A 17,980-nucleotide genomic window follows, 5' to 3' on the forward strand; every position below is an offset into this window, starting at 1 on the left:
CAGAACAGATCAGTCCTGATGAACAAAAACCGTCCTGCACTCAGGACTATTTCAGCAGCCTGTTAGTTTTGGACCGCGGTCCAAAACTTCGCAGGGCGTTAGTGTATTGGTCACCGTTTCACCGGGCACTCAGGCGGTTGCGATTTGAGCCGAAATGAATTCGCGTGGGGAGCGCATCTTCAGCCCTGAGTGTGGGTGATTTGCACTGTAGTTCCCGAACCAGCTCCCGATCAATCCGAGAACGGTTCGGGTATCTGGCCAGCCGGGCTGTGAGGTTTAAGTGCGAGACGCTAAGGGTTTGGGTAACCACCTTCATCGGAAATCGCCCGATCGCAGCGGCTGCGCAAGCGAGGCCGGCTTTTTACCCGTGACTTGTCCAACGCCCCGCGCAGGTCTTGGCGTCAAGTGTCTTAGGGCCGAGTTGGCGTTTCAGTTCCCGGACAGGTTCCTCAAGCTGGCGTGCAACGCGATTGCTGCTAATCTCACCCTCCTCGGACACAGCGACACTCACGCCTTTGAAAATGAGCCAGCGCCAACGGTCAAATAAATTGGGCGCAACGCCAGTGCGACGGGCGGCAACCGAAAGACTGGCGCCGTCTTCCAGCCATGGTCGGCTTATAAGGCCCCGCGGGGGGCACGGTCCTTCTCAACCTCGACGACCCGAAGCTTGTCGGTGGCAGCCCGGCGACGACGGGGGCACCATCGGGGATGATTTGAAAATCAGACATAGGCATGTGCTTAGCAGCAAGATCCGGCAGGTGGTGAATGCAGCTCTGGCGAGCCTGGACGGCGCATTTGCAGCTCTCTACACTGGCTTCGGCCGCCCCCCCCGATCGCGCCAGAGCGGCTGATCCGGCAGGCCTGCTCCAGATCCTCTTTTCGATCCGCTCTGAACGGTAACTCATGGAGAAGATGTAATATAACTTCTTGTTTCATTGGTTTGTGGGTCTTGGGATTGATGGCCAGGTCTGGGGTGAAGGGCGCCCGGAAATCTGTCCCCGGGACAGATTTGAGCCCTGAACGGGCGCAGCCCCGGGCCGAAGCCGACGGTCTTCAGCAAGAACCGCGACCGGCTGCTGAGCACGGAGATGTCGTAGGGGGTGGTGGCAGCCATTCTGGCTCACCGCAAAGTCGCGCCCCTGCTGTCGGACGACCACGTCCCGGATTGGTGAAGGCATCGGCCGCGATGAAGAGCTTCCGTCCAAAGCCTGACAATAGGCCCTCGGACGACGATCCCGGTGGGCCGCAGAAGCCGGAGAGCCCGAGTGAGACCCATCCCAATGACCCGCCAAATCCGCAATGCCGAAGTGAACTTGCCGTCGGCCAGAGGCGTTCCAATATCACTCATGTTTCGACGACCGATCCCGACGCGCGGCACAGGGGCGATGCTCTGCTTTGTCGGCGGAGGAGTGTGGAAAACGGTCCGGGGGACCGTTTTCCCGACGATGGCTTTGATGGAGAACCGCTCCGGCCTGATCGTGCGAAAGCGCGACCTCACTCAGACCGATGATCGTGCGGAACGGCGCGCCGCCCTCGGCATGATCCACCGGCATTCCCCGGGCTTCACGCGTCAGCGGGCGCCGGGGGCCGATAAGGGTTTGACGCTGCCGACTTCGTGGCTGATCTGCGCCGCGCCTGGGTCACTCCGCATGTTGCGTAAAAGTCGGGGTATTCCGCGGTTGATGGCTGCACCACACGCCACAAGGGTTACGCCCTGTCGATCAGGCACCGTAAACGCATCGACTTGTGGCGGAAAAACGATCCCCCGGATCGTTTTCTGATCCTCCTCACTATTGGATGGGCCAAAACCCTCGGCGGCATGGCCCGGACCCTCTGGCGCGGCGTCGAACGAGTGCCTGCGTGTTTCATTCTGACAATGGCCGTCAATAATCTCGCCCGTTTGCCCAACCTGCAGCCCGCCTGAACGTGTCAGCCCGGCCAGGCAGGCGTATCATCTGTCGAAGGGGGCGTGGGAGTAAATCTAACCGGCCTTGATGAAGGGCGATTGTCCTGCGCTCAGGACTCTTTCAGCAGCCTGTTAAGGGAAGCCCGACCTATGGCAGCAAGATAGACTATTGCCAAATCAAGCGTCTCAAGGTTGATTATTACCATTAGAAATATTCGCTTTACGTGAAAGTGCCTTTCCGAATGCCTGGACTGCTCTCGCTGCTGAAGACCTATCCTCATGGGCGCAGCCTTGAGCAGATACACCGGATGAGGGGCGCTACGTTTTCGCCTGATGCACGACTTGGGGTGCTGACAGAGCTGGGCGATCTGCAACGGGCCGGCCTCGTGCAGCGAACGGCCGATGGGCTGTGGGTCTGTGCGGCGCGGCAAGACAGCTCCACGGCTGAGGTGCCAGGAACCCCTCTGACGGTGGATCGTCATCCCGGGGCAGACGGCGGAAACAGGATCGCCGCTGCGCCATTCCGGCGCGCCACCAGCCCCGTCTCCTCCGCAGATCCGGTGGAGGACGCGGGGAGTGATGTGCCTGATCCTGCGGCACTGCTGCGCTACTGGCGATCGTCATTGCGGTCGGATCCGCGGGGCGCATTGACTGAAACGCCCGATCGGCACGGGATTGTCTGGCACCTGATCACCGGAGAGGGGCCGCTTGTCCCGGATGCGGATCAGGATCTGCAGCTGAGCTTCCGTTCAGATCACCTGCAACCGGGATTTCGCGAAGCTCTGCGGAGACGGGAGGCCGAGGAACGGGTTCTGGCCATAGGATGGCCCCTGGCCCTCGGGCGGGCGAAAGGCGTTCCCGTCGTCTGGCCGGTCGGTCTGATTGCCGCGCGGTGGGCGCTGGAAGCGGACGAGCTGCGCCTGACGATTTCGGCCGATGATCTTTTGGTGAACCCCGACTGGCTGCGTGGTTTTGTGCGCAGCAGCAGCTGGACTGCCGAAGATCTGCAGTCGGTGTTCAGGGGCGGGGAGGGCGTTGGACATCAGTTCTCCGAGTTCCTGCCGCGTCTGCGCGATGCCGCCGCGCGCCAGATCAGAGGATCTCTGAATGGTGTTGTGACCACGCGCACGCTGGATCTGGACGACACCGGCCTGTTTGACGCCGCCGCGCTTTTCCTTCCGGATGAGAACTCTTTCACCTCCGGAGCGTCAAGGGAGCTGGACCGCATCGCGGGCTGGGACGCCGGAAAGCTTGCGTCGACGGCTCTGGCCCCTTTGCTGAACCTGGCCGAGACTGACCCGGCCCCGCCTCATGGTGCGATCAATACCAGCGCGCTGAACAATGAGCAGCTTCAGGCCCTTCGCTACAGCTGCTCAGCGCCACTGACCGTGGTGACCGGACCTCCGGGCACCGGTAAGTCAGAGGTGATCGTTTCTGTTGTCGCATCGGTTCTGCTGGAAGGGGGATCGGTCCTTGTCGCCTCCAAGAACCATCAGGCGCTGGACGCCGTTGAAGATCGCCTTGGGGCCATCGCGCCCGATATTGATTTTCATGTGCGCACGCTGGACCCGTCGCGGGAGCTCGACCAGGGCCTGGTGCAGGTTGCGCGCCGTTTAAATGACATCAGCGGTCCCGGAAGTCGTGAGCCGGATCCGGAATTGCTGGCTCAGATCCGGGCCATAAGCGCTGATCGCAACGCTGCTCTTTCGGGCGCAGAAGCACGCGAAGTGCTTCAATGTGAGCTGGCTGACCTGTTGGAGCGGCGGCTGACCTCAGCCGAGCCGATGGCGGCCAGAGGCGCGCCCGAACGCCCGACCGGCATCTGGCAGCGGCTGATTTCATTTCTGAAGGGGACAGCGGCGGGGACCGGTCCCTCAGATCCCGACAGACGCATAGCCGCTCTTCGTAAAGAGCTCTCTCAGAGCCCATCCTTTGCAGATCCGGTCGTGCTGACCGAAGACATTGCAGGCCGCGCAAAAGCGCTGCTGCCCCGCTATCTGGGCGCAAAATCTGCCATGAGCAGCGCAGCCCGATCAGATCTTGGCGGGCTGATTGCGGATTTTGAATTTGCCGGTCGGCGGGATGCGGTTCCTCTGGCCCTGACGCGCCAGGTTCTTGAACATCGCCCGCTCTGGCTGGTGTCAGTGCTTGGGGCCGCGCGCCGGGTTCCGCTGGAGCCTGCGCTTTTTGATCTGGTGGTCTTTGATGAGGCCAGTCAGTGCGATATTGCCTCGGCGCTGCCGCTGTTTGCGCGCGCGAAGCGCGCAATGGTCGTGGGCGACAGCAATCAGCTGACCTTCATCCCCTCGATCGGCCGGGATCAGGATCGCAATCTGATGCGCACCCAAGGGCTGCCTGTCGCGCGGATGAGCCGCTATGCGCAAAGCAGCAATTCGCTGTTTGATTTCGCCAAAAATGTGCCGGGCGCAAAGCGGGTTATGCTGCGCAGCCAATATCGCTCCGCCGCGCCGATCGTCGATTATATCAGTGACGAATTTTATGACGGCAGCCTGCGGGCCGCAGGCGATCCGGCACGGCTTCGGCCACCACCCGGACAAGCGCCGGGAATTGCATGGACCGATGTCCGAAGCCCCGCTTCCATCAGCGGCAACGTCAACCGCGCTGAAGTGACGGCAATCGCTGCTCATGTGGCAGATCTTCTGAACGTGCAGGGCTATGGCGGCTCGGTCGGGGTTGCGACGCCCTTTCGGGCGCAGGCGCAGGAGATTGATCAGGCGGTGCGCGCGCTGGTCTCTGTACCCCGGCTGGAGCTGTCGGCTTTCCGGGCGGCAACCGTTGACAGCTTTCAGGGGCAGGAGCGGGACCTGATTATCTTCTCGCCGGTTCTGGGTCCGGCCAGTGCCGAGACAGCCGTGACATTCGTGCAAAAAGATCGTCGCCGGATGAATGTGGCGATCTCACGTGCCCGCGCGGTGGCGCATGTGTTCGGCGATCTGAATTTCGCGCGGGGCGCAAGAGTGCGCTCTCTGGCAAGGCTTGCAGCCGTTGCAACCGAGCCGCGCCAGCGCAGCGGCGAGGGTGTTTTCGACAGCCACTGGGAGCGTGTGCTTTATCATGCCTTGATTGAGCGCGGGTTAAAGCCGCAGCCGCAATACGAGATTGCCGGACGCCGACTGGATTTCGCGCTGTTCGGGGCAGGGGAGATCCGCCTGGATGTCGAGGTGGACGGGCGGCAGTGGCATGAGGCCCGCGATGGCGGGCGCAAGCTTCCCGATCTCTGGCGGGATCATCAGATGCAATCCATGGGCTGGCGCGTGCGCCGCTTCTGGGTCGACGAACTCAGCGAAAACATGGAGGCATGCCTTGAGCGCATCGAACAAGACCTCAGGTAAGTCCTGGACCTTCACCACAATTGCAGCCGTGCTGGCGCTTACCAGCGCAGGCGGGGTCGCGTTTACGGGCTGGAAACTGAACACGCTGCACCAGGAATTTGGCCGGATCAGCTCTGACATCGACTGGTTTCAGGCGCAACGCAGCGGGCTTCTGGCCGAGCGCGATGAGCTGCGGGCCCAGCAGATACAGCTGGAGGCCGCGACGGTGCAAACACGTGAAGCCGCGGTCGGGGAAGAAGCGGCGCTGGCCCTTCTGAGGACGGAGCGCGCCCGTTTTGCAGATGAGATTGCAAAGCTCGAGGCTGAGTTGAAGTCGCGCCAGGACCGCGTGACGAAGGCGGAAGAGACCATTCGCAACGCGGGCGCTCTGCGGAGCGAGCTTGAGACCGGCGCCACACTCAAGCGCCAGTTTGAGCGTGAGGTGGCTTCGCTGACGCAAAGCCGTGATAAGCTTCTGGCGGAGGAAACACGGCTTCGCGAAGCCCAGACGACCCTTACCTCGTCTCTGGCAGCCCTGCGCCAGGAGCGGGATGACCTTGATCGCGCGACTGAGGAAAGTCGCAGTTCACTGAGCGCATTGCGCACAACCGAAGAGCGGCTGAAAGTGACGCTGAGCGGCCTTGAGGCCCGTGCGGCAGAGGCCGGGACGGCGGATGAACGGCTGCGCGAAGTGGCTGAAAAACTGGCCTCCGCTCAGGTGGAACTGAGCGGAGTAACCGCAGAACGCGACAGGATTTCCCAGAGTATCGCGGCGCTGAAGACAGAGATCTCCGGGCTTCAGGTCGAGAAACAGACGGCAGATCAGGAGCTTGCAGCTCTGCGCTCTGAGCTGCCTCCGGCTGCGGCTGCGGTGAAGACCGAAGCGGCCCGACTGGAAGAGCTGACGCTTGCGGTCACGGCAAAACGCACAGAGCTGCAGAGTGCAGATGCACAACTGGCCTCTGTGACCACAGCCCTCAGCGCGGCGCAGGGGGATCTTGCAAAGGCGAAGGCTGATCTTACCCAGGTGAGCGCAGATCTGGACACCCGGCGGGCCATAACCCTGGAAGCCGACAGCGCGGGTCTGCGGCTGCGGGAGGTTACGGCAGCGATCACCAGCGAAGAGGCCCGGCTGAAAAGCCTGGAGCAGGAGGTGGCGGCGCGGCTCACAAGGCTTGAGGAAACCCGCACATCTCTTGATGTGGCGAACCGCGACCTCGCCCTTGCGCTGGCCTCTGTCGGCGCAGAACAGGCCCGGCTGCCGGCCCTGCAGATGGAAACGGAAAAGCTTGACCAGGTGCTCGCGGCCCGTGCCCAGGCCGAAACCGCGCTGTCCGCGATCCGGCTTGAGCTGCAGGCCGAAACGGCCCGTCTGAACCTTCTGCGCGAAGAGATGGCGGTGCAGCCTGTTCCCGCTGTTGCCGTGCCGCTGTCGCAACCCGTGATTTCCCAGCCCTGAGGAGCGCTCCTGTGTATACCACGGATCTGATGATCTTTATCACCGCAGCCTCGGGACTGGTCGTTCTGTCACTTCTGATGCTGTTCAAATCCTGGCGCCATGACCGGGTCGTGCAACTGGCGGGCCCTCTCGCAAGTCGCGAGGCCCTGGAGGCGCAGGTCATTGAACTGCGCAAAGAGCGGGACCGCCTTACCCTGGCCAATAATGATCTGCGCGAGGTGCAGGGCCAGACGGAACTGGCAAAGGGCGTGCTTCAGGCGCTGCAGGGCCGTATCGCAGACCTGGAACGCGAGTGGGAAGGCCGGGACGAGCAGCGCAGTGAAATCCGTGATCTGCGGGTTCAGACCGAGCAGGCCGCAACCGAGCTGCTCGCAAAGACCGGAGAGCTGGAGCGCGCAAAGGCCGGGCTTGATCTGGTCAAAGAGCGCCTGGCCCAGGCTGAGGGCATTGAGACCAGGCTGGAGGAGCTGAGGTCTGAAGAAGGGCGGATGCGCGACGCTCTTCAGGCCCTGAGCGCAGAGCTTGGCGATCTGCAGGCACAAAGAGCAGCAGCTGAGGCTCTGGGTCTGGAAATCGGTGGCCTGAACGCGAAGAAGAACGAACTGGAGGCCGGGCTTGCACGCCTTGAGGGTCAACAGTCAGTGCGCGCAGCAGAACTGGCAGAGCTTGAGGACCGGGTGAAGTCAGCCCGCACCGCTGAGAGCGAGCTTCGCAGTCGCAACGACCTTCTGGCCAGCGAGCTGTCGGCTGCGCGCCAGAGCAGTCAGGAACTTGCCCAGGCGGTCAGTGCCGCTGAGACGCGGTTGCGGCTTGCCGAGCATGAACTCAGGCAAACCGAAACTCAGACCGACCGTCTGAGCGCGCTGGAAGAAAGCATCGATGCACTGCGCGGAGAGCTGGCCCATCTTCAGGCCCGTCGCGACACGCTGGCAGAGGATGAGCAGCGCCTGCAGATCACCCTCGAAGAAAAGAACGCGCGTCTGCAGGCCATTCTGCGGGAAACGGAGAAGAGCGGGGCAGGGCGCGCAGCTGCAGGGCGCGAAGGCCCGCCTGCTGAACTCAGCGAAGAGCCTGAAGTCATCCGCCATCTGCGCCTTCTTCCCGGCCCGCGCAGCGGTCTGGCGGAGGATGAGGCGCTGGATAACGTCCGGCGCACCCTGCAGGGCGCGGGGCTCAGCTATCATCCGCGTGTGCTCACCGCCTTCCATACGGCGATGAAGGTCAACGATACCACGCAGATGGCCGTTCTGGCCGGGATCTCGGGCACCGGAAAAAGCCAGCTTCCGCGCAATTATGCCGCTGGTATGGGCATCGGCTTCCTGCAGGTTCCGGTGCAGCCCCGCTGGGACAGCCCGCAGGATCTGATGGGATTTTATAACTATATCGAAAGCCGCTTCCGGCCCACCGATATGGCAAAGGCCCTGTGGGCGCTGGATTCAGAGAATAACATCAATGCCCTGCAGGACCGCATGATGATGGTCCTGCTGGACGAGATGAACCTCGCGCGGGTTGAATATTACTTCTCCGACTTCCTCAGCCGCCTGGAAAGCCGGCCCGCGCCGCTGCGGGTGTCTGATCCCATCCTGCGCAAGGATGCTGAGCTTGAGCTGGAAATCCCCGGCCAGCCGGTCCGGATTTTCCCGGGCTATAACCTGCTCTTTGCCGGGACCATGAACGAAGACGAAAGCACCCAGTCGCTTTCCGATAAAGTGGTGGACCGCGCGAATGTGATGCGCTTTGGGGCGCCGAAGAAGATCGTCACGCCCTCGCCCGCGGCGCGCGCGGAAAACTCACAATCGGTCCCGGCGCTCAGCTATACGCAGTGGAAACGCTGGACCTCGCGGGATGCGTCGGGCGATGCGGATCTGGCGCGCAGTCAGCTTGATGAGATGCTCTCCATTATGCAGACCTTCGGCAAGCCTTTCGGCCATCGCCTGGGGCGCGCGATCCTGTCTTATGTGGGGGCCTATCCTCAGGTCAGCGGCGGCGGTGATCGGGTGCGCACGGCGCTGGCAGATCAGATTGAGATGCGGCTTTTGCCAAAACTGCGCGGCGTCGATGTGACAAGCCATGACGACGACTTCCGCAGGATTGAGAAAATGGCCTCCGATCTTGGCGATGAGCCGCTGGCCGCTGCCATCCGGGCCTCTGTCGATGCGTCACAGGCCAGCACGCTCTTCAGCTGGCAGGGCGTCGTGCGTTGAGCCGCCATCTGCTGCACCGTCCCTGGGAAAGCAAATCCGAGGCTGATGCGGTCTTTCGGCCCGAGGACTGCCTGTTGAGTGAGGCGCAGGGCGGGCGGCCCGGCGGCGAGCATGCGGTCCTGATGTCCTCGGGGAGTGCAGCCACGCGGCGGGCGCTTTTGCTGCATCCCTATCCGCTGCGCCAGCCCGCGGCGGATCCTGCGCGCGAGGGGTTCTTTCTGCGCCCCCGTGAAGGCCGTGAAGAAGAGGCCCCGCCCGAAGCCCGCGCGGCCCTGAGCCGGATGAACCAGGTGATTGCGCGGGTCCAGGAGTTGGGAGAAGCCCTGGATGATCCGTCAAATCTCTGGGAGCATCTGCGCGAGGCCTGGGACCGCGCAGGCCAGGAGGAAAGCCCGCGGATGGCGGAAATCGTGCGCCAGTCCGCAGAGATGGAGCCGGTTCTGAGCCGCCTGCGCAGCACGTTGCGGCGCGTGCTGCGGCGACACCGCGAACTGACGCCGATGGGGCGGGTTCAGGAAATGGATCGCAGCTCAATGCGCTGGCTGTCACGGCAGCCCGGACGCAGCATCGCAGAGCGCGCAGGCGCTGGTCAGCGGATCATGGCCGTCGTTCGTCATGAGGATTTCGACACCCTGGAGAACCGGGTCGCCCATTCTTACGTCACCCTTGCCGCAGAGGTGGGCCGCGAATGGCTGCGCGAGCATCAGCGCGCCAGTGGCAGCCGCCGCTTTCAGAGTGTCGACAGCTTTGTAAAGCTGTGCCGGGTGACGGCCCTGGATCTGCAGGCCCATGGCATCGGTTTTGCCGAAGCGGGGATTACCCCCAATTATGTCCTGCTGGAGAACCCGACGTATTCGAGGATCCGCACCAACTGGCTCAGGCTGTTGCAGCGCAAAAAGGCCAATGACAGCCACTGGGCCTGGCAGGCGCAGACCTGGATGGATTTCACCGTATTGGCGATTGTGCTGGCCCTGAGAGATCTGGAGGGCGCTGAGCTGATCGCGCAGTCTCCGATCCTGTTCCGGGAGGAGGCTGAGGGGGGGATCTGGTTCGAACAGGAGCGCCCGATCGCCGTCTTCTGGCTGCGCCATCAGGGCATCGTTGCGGAAGTGATGGCCCGTCCGGCGCAGCCCGGCACAGCGCTTCTCGAAGCGCGGGCACCGGTCAGCCTGCGCATCACGCCACTGGGACATGGCAGCGCGCCGCCGCATCGGGTTGCGGTCTGGGCCGCGCATGCGCTTTTGCCGATAGACCTGAGACAGGCGGCAGCCGGGGCCGCGCAGCGGCTGGACCAGGTGCGGCGGCTGCCCTCTTTGTCAGAGCGGATCCGCGACGGCCTCATCCTGACCCCCGCGCATGACAGTTTCGCACAGGCTGCGGAACGCCGGGGAAATTGCACTGTGGTTGCGGTGGCACTCGGGGCCGCGGGCGAGGCGCTGACGCAGGGCCGCGCAGCCATCAGCGCCTTCCTGCAGCGCGATATCTGGAGCGCGTAATGTCTTTTCGCAGGCTTTGTGGCTATGATCTCAACGGCTGGCGGGACCAATCCGCCCGAAACTGGCAGATCACAGCGGATGGGGAACTTGAAGAAGGCCCTGTCTCTCTGACGGGGGCGGTGACGGATCCCTGTGTGGTTCTGACGGGATCAGGCGGGCGACGCGAATGGATTGGCGGCGCGCAGGCTGCATTGTCGCCGCATGGCCTTGGGGAAGGCTGGGGAGATCTTGGTGATCCCGCGCGCAGGCGGCGGGTGCGGGATTGTCTTGCCGATCAGGCCGTCCGGCCCGAGCAGCTTGCAGCAGCGTTGAAGGGGCTCACGGCGGGGGCTGCGACCATCGCGATTTCGCTGGAAGAACAGGAGGGCCAGGACGAGGCGCTGCAGGACCGGTTGCTGCGGGCGGTCTCGGCGGCCCGGCTCGGCCAGCCGGTTCTTGTCTGGCGCAGTGTCCTGGCTCTGCTGGGGCACCTTCAGCTGGATGGGGCCGGGGACAATCTCTCCGAAGGCGACCGGATCGGGGTGATCTGTCACGATGCTGAGGGGTTTTCTGTGCAAATCCTGCGGCTGCGCGAAGAAGAAACCCTGCATGGGCGTATCCTGACGCCGGAGCGCCAGAAGGCGGCCCGGCACGTAAACTCGCCCTGGGGCTATCACGGTCTTCTGGATGAGGCGGCCCGGGTCACCGCGCAGATCACCCCGCAGCTTCGCGGCGATCTGGCCGGGCAGATGCGCCGGTTGAGCACCTTTGCGCTTTCCGGCGCGCAACAGGAGGAACTTTTACGCGACGCTGCAGGGCGGTTTCATCTGATCCGAACCCCGGCAGAGTTTGATCTGCCAGAGCAGACCCCTGATCTGTCAGGCTTCAGTGAACTCGCGGGATGCCAGACAGTGCTCTTTGAAAGTCACTGCTCGGGCGCGGTTTATGCGTCCTTGTTTCGTGAACTCTCCGCTCTGTGTCCGAAGCCTTTGCAGCCTCTCTTTGCCGGGGCCGTGGCTTTTGGCGCGTTCGAGGCCGCGCGGCGCCTCGCGGCAGGTGAGCCGGTTTACTACGATTTTCTTCCTCAGATATCGACCATCGTTCTGGGCGCGGAAGGGGCGGGCAGCTTTGATCTGATCGAGCCCGAGGCCCGTCTGCCTGCGGGGCGCGTCTATCGCTCACCGGTCGCGGCGGATTTTGGTCTGCAGCGCGGCGCGAAAGAGCTGAAGGTCTACCTCAGGAGAGAGCTGGACCCCCGGCCCAGGCTCGCGCGTCATCTGCTGGACGTGGAAATCCATAAGCAGACCAAGGTCTCCCTTCACATCGAACAGGCCCCCGCTGCGGGGCGCGCGCAGTTAATCGTTGAAGCGCCCGACCTTGGGCGGCAGTTCCGGCTGAACTGGGCGCAGGCGGAGGTCTGTCCCGAGAGCTGGGAAGACCTGATTGCGAAGCTAAGCACACCTCCCGTGTCCATCCCCCGGCGCATGGTTCTTGAGGGGGGCACAGAGCCATGGCAAAGGACCCCGACCTCTGACGGGCTGGCGCTCGCCTTGCATCGGCAGTCCGGCAGGCCATCCGCTGACTGGGAGGTGCTTGCTGGTTTAATGTGCCGCAAAGCCGACGGGCGCTACCCCATTTCCAGCGACGGCGATCTGACGCCGGAGCTTCCTGCTGTCACTGTTGCAAACCTTGAGGCCGTCAATGCGCGGGCCATGACGCATCTGCGCGCCAGAGCCAGCGGAGAGATCACGGCTGACAACAGCTCCTTGAAATACCTGACCTGGCAGTTCCGGCGCGCACCTGCGGGACTGGCACGCATGCTGCTCGATGTGCTGCGGTTGCGGGAGCCGGGCAAAAAGCATCCCTTTATCCGCAGCCAGATGAGCTGGATTCTGGTGGCGCAGGGTCTTGGGCGCATCTGTCAGCGGCCTCAGGACGAAGAAGACCTCCTGCGCATCTGTCTTGCGAGGCAGATCACTGACTGGAGCTACCGCGTGGAGACGGCGGCGGTCGCCTTTGTGCTCTCCCGCTCTCCGACCGCCCATCACTTTCTGACGCCAAAGGATCTGCACAGACTTGTAAAGCGCATCAGGCTTGAATTCGAAGCAGAGCGTGGCAGCGATTACACGAAGTTCAACTACGCACCGCTTCTGCTTGCAGGCCTGCTGCGTCAGCGCGAGCGGGACCGCTCTGCCTTTGTGCTGGGCCGCGATCCGCTGGCGCAGGTTCTGGACGATCTCATCGACGGCACCCTAAGCGACTTTGACAGCCGGCGCAGCTCATCTCCGAGCCGGATCCGAAATATTGCCCGCTATCGCCCGCTGCTTAAAGCCCTGCGGGATGAATTGCGCGGTGAAGGCACAGATCCGGATATTCTTTTGCATATTCATAATCTTGACGATGACCCCAAAGGGTAGATCGCAGGTGGCCTCACACTGAGGCGGTCTCTGCCCCTCGGGTCGTTGGCAACCCTCTCAGCCATCGGCTTAATCTGACGTCGCCAATGCCATCGCTTCCTGACCTTTGCGTGCAAAGAGCAGGCCATTTCCCCGCTCATCCCGTCAGATGGACTGGATGTCTGCGTCGCCGTGGGGCAGGGGGCTCGTCTTTCGAAGCCTCGGGCATCGCGGGGGTCGTGCCCCCGCAATGCCGTTCCTGCGTTTCTGCAAGGCTGATTTTTCCGGAGGCTGGCAGGCAGCGAAATGCACATCAGAGATATTCTGCCCAAGCCTGATGATGTGAGCCCTGAAAACCGGATCGTTTGAAACCGGAGTTTTTCGGCTGCCCTTCCCATGGCCGGGAGGAGTGAAAACCGATGAAATCCTCGAAGTTTTCGGCTGCCCGGAAGGGTTCATCCTGAAGCGGGGCGCAGACGGCATGCTGGTGGCGGATCTCTGCTGTAAGGCCGGGATCCGCCCTGCGACTTACGTCAGCTGGAAGAAAAGATACAAGCGCATGCTGCCGAAGGATATGCGGCGGATAAAGCTGCGTGAAGACGAAAATGCGCAAGCTGGTGGCAGACTTGTCTCCGGACAGGGAAATGCTGTGAGGCATGTCCTGCGCCGAAAGCTCAAAGGCCTGCCGGAAGGCGTCAGCTTGTCGACCGCACCTGCCTCGAATGGAACGTCTCGATCCGGAGGGCCTGCGCGGTTTTTCTCGTTGATACGTCGAGCTGCCATTCCAAAGCGTGGCGGTCCGGGCAGGCCAGCATAGAGCAGAAGATCCGCGACATTTGTCAGATGTAAATGCTGGATTAAACTTCCCCTTTTCGGGAGATTACGTCCAGCACTCACAGTCAGGCCCTTATACGCTACGGCTGCATGCCATGCTGTGTCGCGATGGCTTGCACATAACCTCCCAAAAAAAACCAGAGGATCTACAGTGCGTTAGGGATGCAACTGCACAACACCGAGGTGTGAGCCGCTACCGGGTCAAGGCCAGGCTTCGCGAAGACCGGCAGCGGGCCACAGCCGCTCATGAGACCTGGGCAATGACCCGTCGACCGGCTGCTAGATCCGGGTTCTGACGGTCGTTGACATCGTCTCCCGCGTCTCGCCCGTCGTGGATCCACGCTTCAGCTATCGGGCTGAGAAAGTCGTTGAGACGCCTGAGCGCCTCGGCGCAGAACGCGGCTATCCCAGGACAACCCGGGTCGGCCAGGGGCCCGAATTCATCTCCCGCGATCTGGATCTCGGGGCCTGTACCAAGGGGGGGCACCCTCGACTTCTCCCGGCCCGGAAAACCCACCGATAACGCCTTCATCCTGCGGCGGGGGAACCCCCCCCCCGGAGTGTTCCCTGGTCCCTCCTCGCATTCATTGGCCGCTTCCGCGCGGAATGCCTCAGCGCGCACTGGTTCATGACGCTTGCCGACGCGCGCGCAAAGATGAAGACATGAGGAAGCTCAGAAAACGCTCCGGGTATGAGCAGGACAAGCATTTGATCCGAGGAATCAAATGCCCTGCGATTGGTTTTCCCGACGATTGGGTTGAGGGACGACAACACCGAACGACCGCAGGGCGCCATTGGCGATAAGACGCCCTGCGAACTGGCAAAGCCGGGGCCTGCATCCGGCCCGGGCCCCGGCTGAAGGCCCGAAAATTCCAGCTTCGGGCGGTCCGGAAACCGGGCTCCCTCCATTGAAGAGCAGTCTCTGGCGTCCGCCGGTCCGGGTTTGGGATCAGGGGGGCAGCTGGCAGGACCGCCCGCTCAGACCCGGGAACGACAATAGCTGCAGACTGCCCCGGCTGCCACGCGCAGGCCCAGTTCGAGATCCTCCCGCGCCGTATCTTCCGCAAAACTGTGACTGATACCTGCAATCGAGGGCACAAAAAGCATCGCCATCGGCATGCGGAGCGAGAGATTTGCGGCATCATGCAAAGCCCCGGACGTCATCACCCGCCACTTTCCGGCTGCCAGTTGACCGGCCGCCTGCGACAGGGCCCCAACCAGCCCGGGGTCGCTCAGGGTGGGGGGAAGGCTGTCGCAGCCAAAACGCTCCCAGCTCAGCCCCATCTCACCTGCCACCTCTTCGCAGGTGCTGTAGAGGATGTCGCGCATCTGATCGAGGCGGCTCTCCTCAGCGTCACGCCACTGAATGGTGAAATCCGCCCGGCCCGGGACCACAGAGTTCGCATTCGGCTGCAGATCGACGCGGCCGATCGTCCAGACCGTCGCCGGAGTTGCCACGCCAGCCAGACGCTCATTGATGCGCGAGGCCATGGTGACAAGGCCCTGAAAGGCATCGCGGCGCAGATGCATCAGCGTGGTTCCCGCGTGGTTCTGTTGGCCGCAAAAGCGCATGCGCTCGGTGCGGATGCCCACAATCGCTTCGACCACACCGATCTGCTCTCCTGCCAGATCAAGCGCGCCGCCCTGCTCAATATGCAGCTCTAAAAAGCCATGGAAACGCTCGGGAGAAACGTCCCGCGGGGCGGGCAGACGCGCGCGGATGACGCGCGCTTCCGCGAGGCTGAGGCCGTTGTCGTCACACCCCTTATCGGCCTCCTCAAGGCTGAGGGAGCCCGCACAATACCGCGAGCCGATCAGATTGCCAAAGCGCCCCTCCTCATCCTGAAAGGAGACGCAGGCAATCGCCGGACCGCCCTGCTCAAGGCTGGCGCGTGCGAGCTCCAGCCCTGCGATGACGCCATAGGCCCCGTCGAGCCAGCCGCCTTCAGGCTGGGTATCGCTGTGCGATCCGACCAGAAGCGCAGGCGCATTGCCGGGGGGCAGACCAAAGACATTGCCAAGGGCGTCGACCGAGACCTCAAGCCCGGCCTCTTCCATGCGCCGCACCAGCCAGGAACGGGCCTCAATATCGGCCTCCGAGAAGGCCTGGCGCACCACCCCGGTGCTGACCTGGCCGATGCCGCGCAGGGCGTCGAGATCGCTCAGCATGCGTTTGGTATCAACGGTGAAGGTGTCGGTCATCTGGGCGATCGCTTCTGAATGGGAGGGCCGCGGGGCCGGGCCGGGTGGAGACTGCGATCCGGGATAGCGCTGATCGGCTTGCGAAAAAAGAGCAGGGCTGTTTAGTTTACTTGCATCAATTGCAAGAAAGCAGCCGAATGGCGAAATTTTCAACCTCCAGCTATGATATCCGCCAATTGAGAACCTTTACCACCGTGGTTGAATTCGGCGGCATGTCAGCCGCGGCGATAAAACTGGGGACCAGTCTTTCCAGCGTCAGCCGGGATATCACCGCGCTGGAGACACGGCTGGGGATCGCGCTCTGCAGCAGGGGAAGGTCGGGATTCAGCCTGACGCCGCATGGCGCGGATGTTCATGGTGCAGCGCTGCAACTGCTTGAAGCTATGAAGATATTTGAGCAAACCGTCGATCATTCGCGCAGCTCTGCGGGGGGCACGCTGACGCTTGGCTCGATCGACAGTGTGATCACCAACCCCGAGGCAGGGATCGTGCGCGCCCTCTCGCAGATTCACAGGATTTTGCCCGATATTCAGGTCAATGTCTCGATGCACCCCGTGTCGGTCATCGACGTCAAAGTGCGGAACAGCGAGCTCGATATGGGGATCACCGCCCAGCCTGAAGGACTTCCTGCGCTGGTCTATGAAAATGCGTTCAAAGAAAACCAACGTCTTTATATTGCAAGATATTCTCCCCATGTTCAGCTGGCGAAAGCGGTCGGAGAGGCGCTCTCTGCGGGCCGCGAGCCGCCGGCGGGAAGCCGCATTCCCTATATCGCCCGCAGCTACCGCGCCGATGCCTTTTCCGAGCTTGAGCGGGTGATGCCCTTCCAGGTGGTGGCGCGGGGCAGCAGCCTGGAGTCGATTCTCGCTTCGGTTCTTGCAGGCCTGGGTTGTGCGGTGCTGCCTGCCCATATTTTAAGCAAAGCCGGGGGAGAACAGTTAATGGAAATACCGACGCCTTTTACCCCGATGGACGTCCAGTTCCACTTCGCCTACCGCCGCGATTCACTTAAATTACGGGCAATCCGCACGATGGTTGCCTGCTTTCACGAGGCTGCTTTGAAGCGATGAGTTGCAAGATCTGCAAGTGAACTTGCGTAAAATCTGCTTTGCCCTGCCTCAATCTTTGCTCAGTCATAGTCTGAACGCAAAGAATGAGGCGATTATGACAGTGCACGAGCCCGCCGCAGGCGCAGCCCCCATCTATGTTGACTCCGAATGGGCGCCTCTGCGGGAATGCGTTTATGGCTCTCCCGACACCTGGGTTCTGCCGATTTTTCTGAGTGACGTGAAACTTCGCGCACAGGGTGAGTTTGGCGAATTCTGGGCGAAAAATCAGGGCCGCGATGTCAAAGACGCCTGGCCGGAGCTGTTTGCCGAATTCAGCGGACAGATCTCGGGGGCGATCCGCCTGCTCGAAGGTCAGGGTGTGAAGGTGCATGTTGCAGGCCCGATCAGCGAGCAGAACCGCAAATTCCCGCGCGGCCAGGAGCATGGCGTCTCAACGCCCTGGATGCGCGATCCCTTTGTTACCATTGGCAATAACGTGATCGAACTTGCGCCGCGCAGCCTGTTCCATCGCCGCCAGCGCTTTGCGATCCGCGAGATTCTGGCGTCAACCATGGAGCGCGGTGCGCGTTACTTCTCGCAGCCCGATGGCGGTGCGGATGATTACAACGAAGGTCCGGGCTGGGGCTATCTGGAAGGCGGCGACGTCTTTGTGCTGGGCAAAGAGGTCCTCGTTGGCCATTCGGGCGGCTGCTCGAACCCCGAGGGCGCGCGCTGGCTGCAACATATGCTTGGACCGGACTACCGCGTGCAGACCGTGCAGATCGACCCGATGTTCCCGCATCTCGACTGCGTGCTGATGACCCCGCGCGAAGGCGTTGCGGTGGCCTGCATGGAGGCGCTGCCTGAGGGGCTGCCGGACTTCATGAAAGATTGGGATGTTGTCCCGGTCAGCAAGGCGCTGGCCAAGGGGCATATGGGGTGCAACAACCTGGTGCTGGACGACCGCACCGTGATCGTGCCCTCGGAAGAGGCGCTTGATCCGATTGTCGAGGCGCTGAAGGCGCGCCGCTTTGAAGTGATCCGCATCCCCTACCGCGTGCCCTGCATGGCGGGAGGCTCTTTCCGCTGTGCGCATCAGCCGCTGATCCGCGTCTGAGCAGGA

Annotated in this window: 8 protein-coding genes and 4 pseudogenes; 9 read left to right on the top strand and 3 right to left on the bottom strand. The window is 62.6% G+C overall.

Annotated features, from left to right (window positions below):
* Nucleotides 1-129: 129 nt before the first annotated feature.
* Nucleotides 130-258 (bottom strand): annotated as a pseudogene (locus EG244_RS21540) (IS3 family transposase); the annotation flags it as partial.
* 1 nt (nt 259) lies between these two features.
* Nucleotides 260-604, bottom strand: a pseudogene (locus EG244_RS21545) (IS3 family transposase); the annotation flags it as partial.
* Nucleotides 605-701: 97 nt separating this feature from the next.
* Here EG244_RS21545 and EG244_RS20725 point away from each other — a divergent pair.
* From EG244_RS20725 to EG244_RS21550, 7 genes and pseudogenes are all read left to right on the top strand, one after another.
* Nucleotides 702-1,924: pseudogene (locus EG244_RS20725) on the top strand (transposase).
* 224 nt (nt 1,925-2,148) lie between these two features.
* A complete protein-coding gene (locus EG244_RS17270; protein WP_124966425.1) occupies nt 2,149-5,259 on the top strand; it encodes an AAA domain-containing protein in 3,111 nt (1,036 codons plus the stop codon).
* Nucleotides 5,231-6,697, top strand: a complete 1,467-nt coding sequence (locus EG244_RS17275) for a coiled-coil domain-containing protein (protein ID WP_124966426.1) — start codon at nt 5,231-5,233, stop codon at nt 6,695-6,697. The genes EG244_RS17270 and EG244_RS17275 overlap by 29 nt, the downstream gene beginning before the upstream one ends.
* Before the next feature lie 11 nt (nt 6,698-6,708).
* Nucleotides 6,709-8,901, top strand: a complete 2,193-nt coding sequence (locus EG244_RS17280) for a chromosome segregation ATPase-like protein (RefSeq protein WP_124966427.1) — start codon at nt 6,709-6,711, stop codon at nt 8,899-8,901.
* Nucleotides 8,898-10,397, top strand: a complete 1,500-nt coding sequence (locus EG244_RS17285) for a hypothetical protein (RefSeq protein WP_233589053.1) — start codon at nt 8,898-8,900, stop codon at nt 10,395-10,397. Before EG244_RS17280 ends, EG244_RS17285 begins: the two co-directional genes overlap by 4 nt.
* Nucleotides 10,397-12,793, top strand: a complete 2,397-nt coding sequence (locus EG244_RS17290; protein ID WP_124966428.1) for a hypothetical protein — start codon at nt 10,397-10,399, stop codon at nt 12,791-12,793. Before EG244_RS17285 ends, EG244_RS17290 begins: the two co-directional genes overlap by 1 nt.
* Before the next feature lie 398 nt (nt 12,794-13,191).
* Nucleotides 13,192-14,465: pseudogene (locus EG244_RS21550) on the top strand (transposase).
* A 119-nt stretch (nt 14,466-14,584) separates the two neighbouring features.
* Here EG244_RS21550 and EG244_RS17300 read toward each other — a convergent pair.
* A complete protein-coding gene (locus tag EG244_RS17300; protein ID WP_124966429.1) occupies nt 14,585-15,808 on the bottom strand; it encodes a hydantoinase/carbamoylase family amidase in 1,224 nt (407 codons plus the stop codon).
* Between the two features lie 44 nt (nt 15,809-15,852).
* Between EG244_RS17300 and EG244_RS17305 the strand changes: the two genes are divergently transcribed.
* Both EG244_RS17305 and EG244_RS17310 read left to right on the top strand, forming a co-directional pair.
* Nucleotides 15,853-16,878 (top strand): LysR family transcriptional regulator, encoded by a 1,026-nt coding sequence (locus tag EG244_RS17305; protein WP_124966430.1) that lies wholly within the window; start codon nt 15,853-15,855, stop codon nt 16,876-16,878.
* 94 nt (nt 16,879-16,972) lie between these two features.
* The gene (locus EG244_RS17310; protein WP_124966431.1) at nt 16,973-17,974 is read left to right on the top strand and encodes a hypothetical protein; all 1,002 of its coding nucleotides are present in this window, start codon (nt 16,973-16,975) and stop codon (nt 17,972-17,974) included.
* The last annotated feature ends 6 nt before the right edge of the window (nt 17,975-17,980 follow it).

It is taken from the genome of Falsigemmobacter faecalis (assembly GCF_003863335.1).
In the GTDB taxonomy this organism is placed as follows: domain Bacteria; phylum Pseudomonadota; class Alphaproteobacteria; order Rhodobacterales; family Rhodobacteraceae; genus Wagnerdoeblera; species Wagnerdoeblera faecalis.

Coding starts and splice junctions, on each gene's coding strand:
- EG244_RS17270 (WP_124966425.1), top strand. CDS start 2,149: ATGCCTGGACTGCTCTCGCTGCTGAAGACCTATCCTCATGGGCGCAGC.
- EG244_RS17290 (WP_124966428.1), top strand. CDS start 10,397: ATGTCTTTTCGCAGGCTTTGTGGCTATGATCTCAACGGCTGGCGGGAC.
- EG244_RS17300 (WP_124966429.1), bottom strand. CDS start 15,808: ATGACCGACACCTTCACCGTTGATACCAAACGCATGCTGAGCGATCTC.
- EG244_RS17310 (WP_124966431.1), top strand. CDS start 16,973: ATGACAGTGCACGAGCCCGCCGCAGGCGCAGCCCCCATCTATGTTGAC.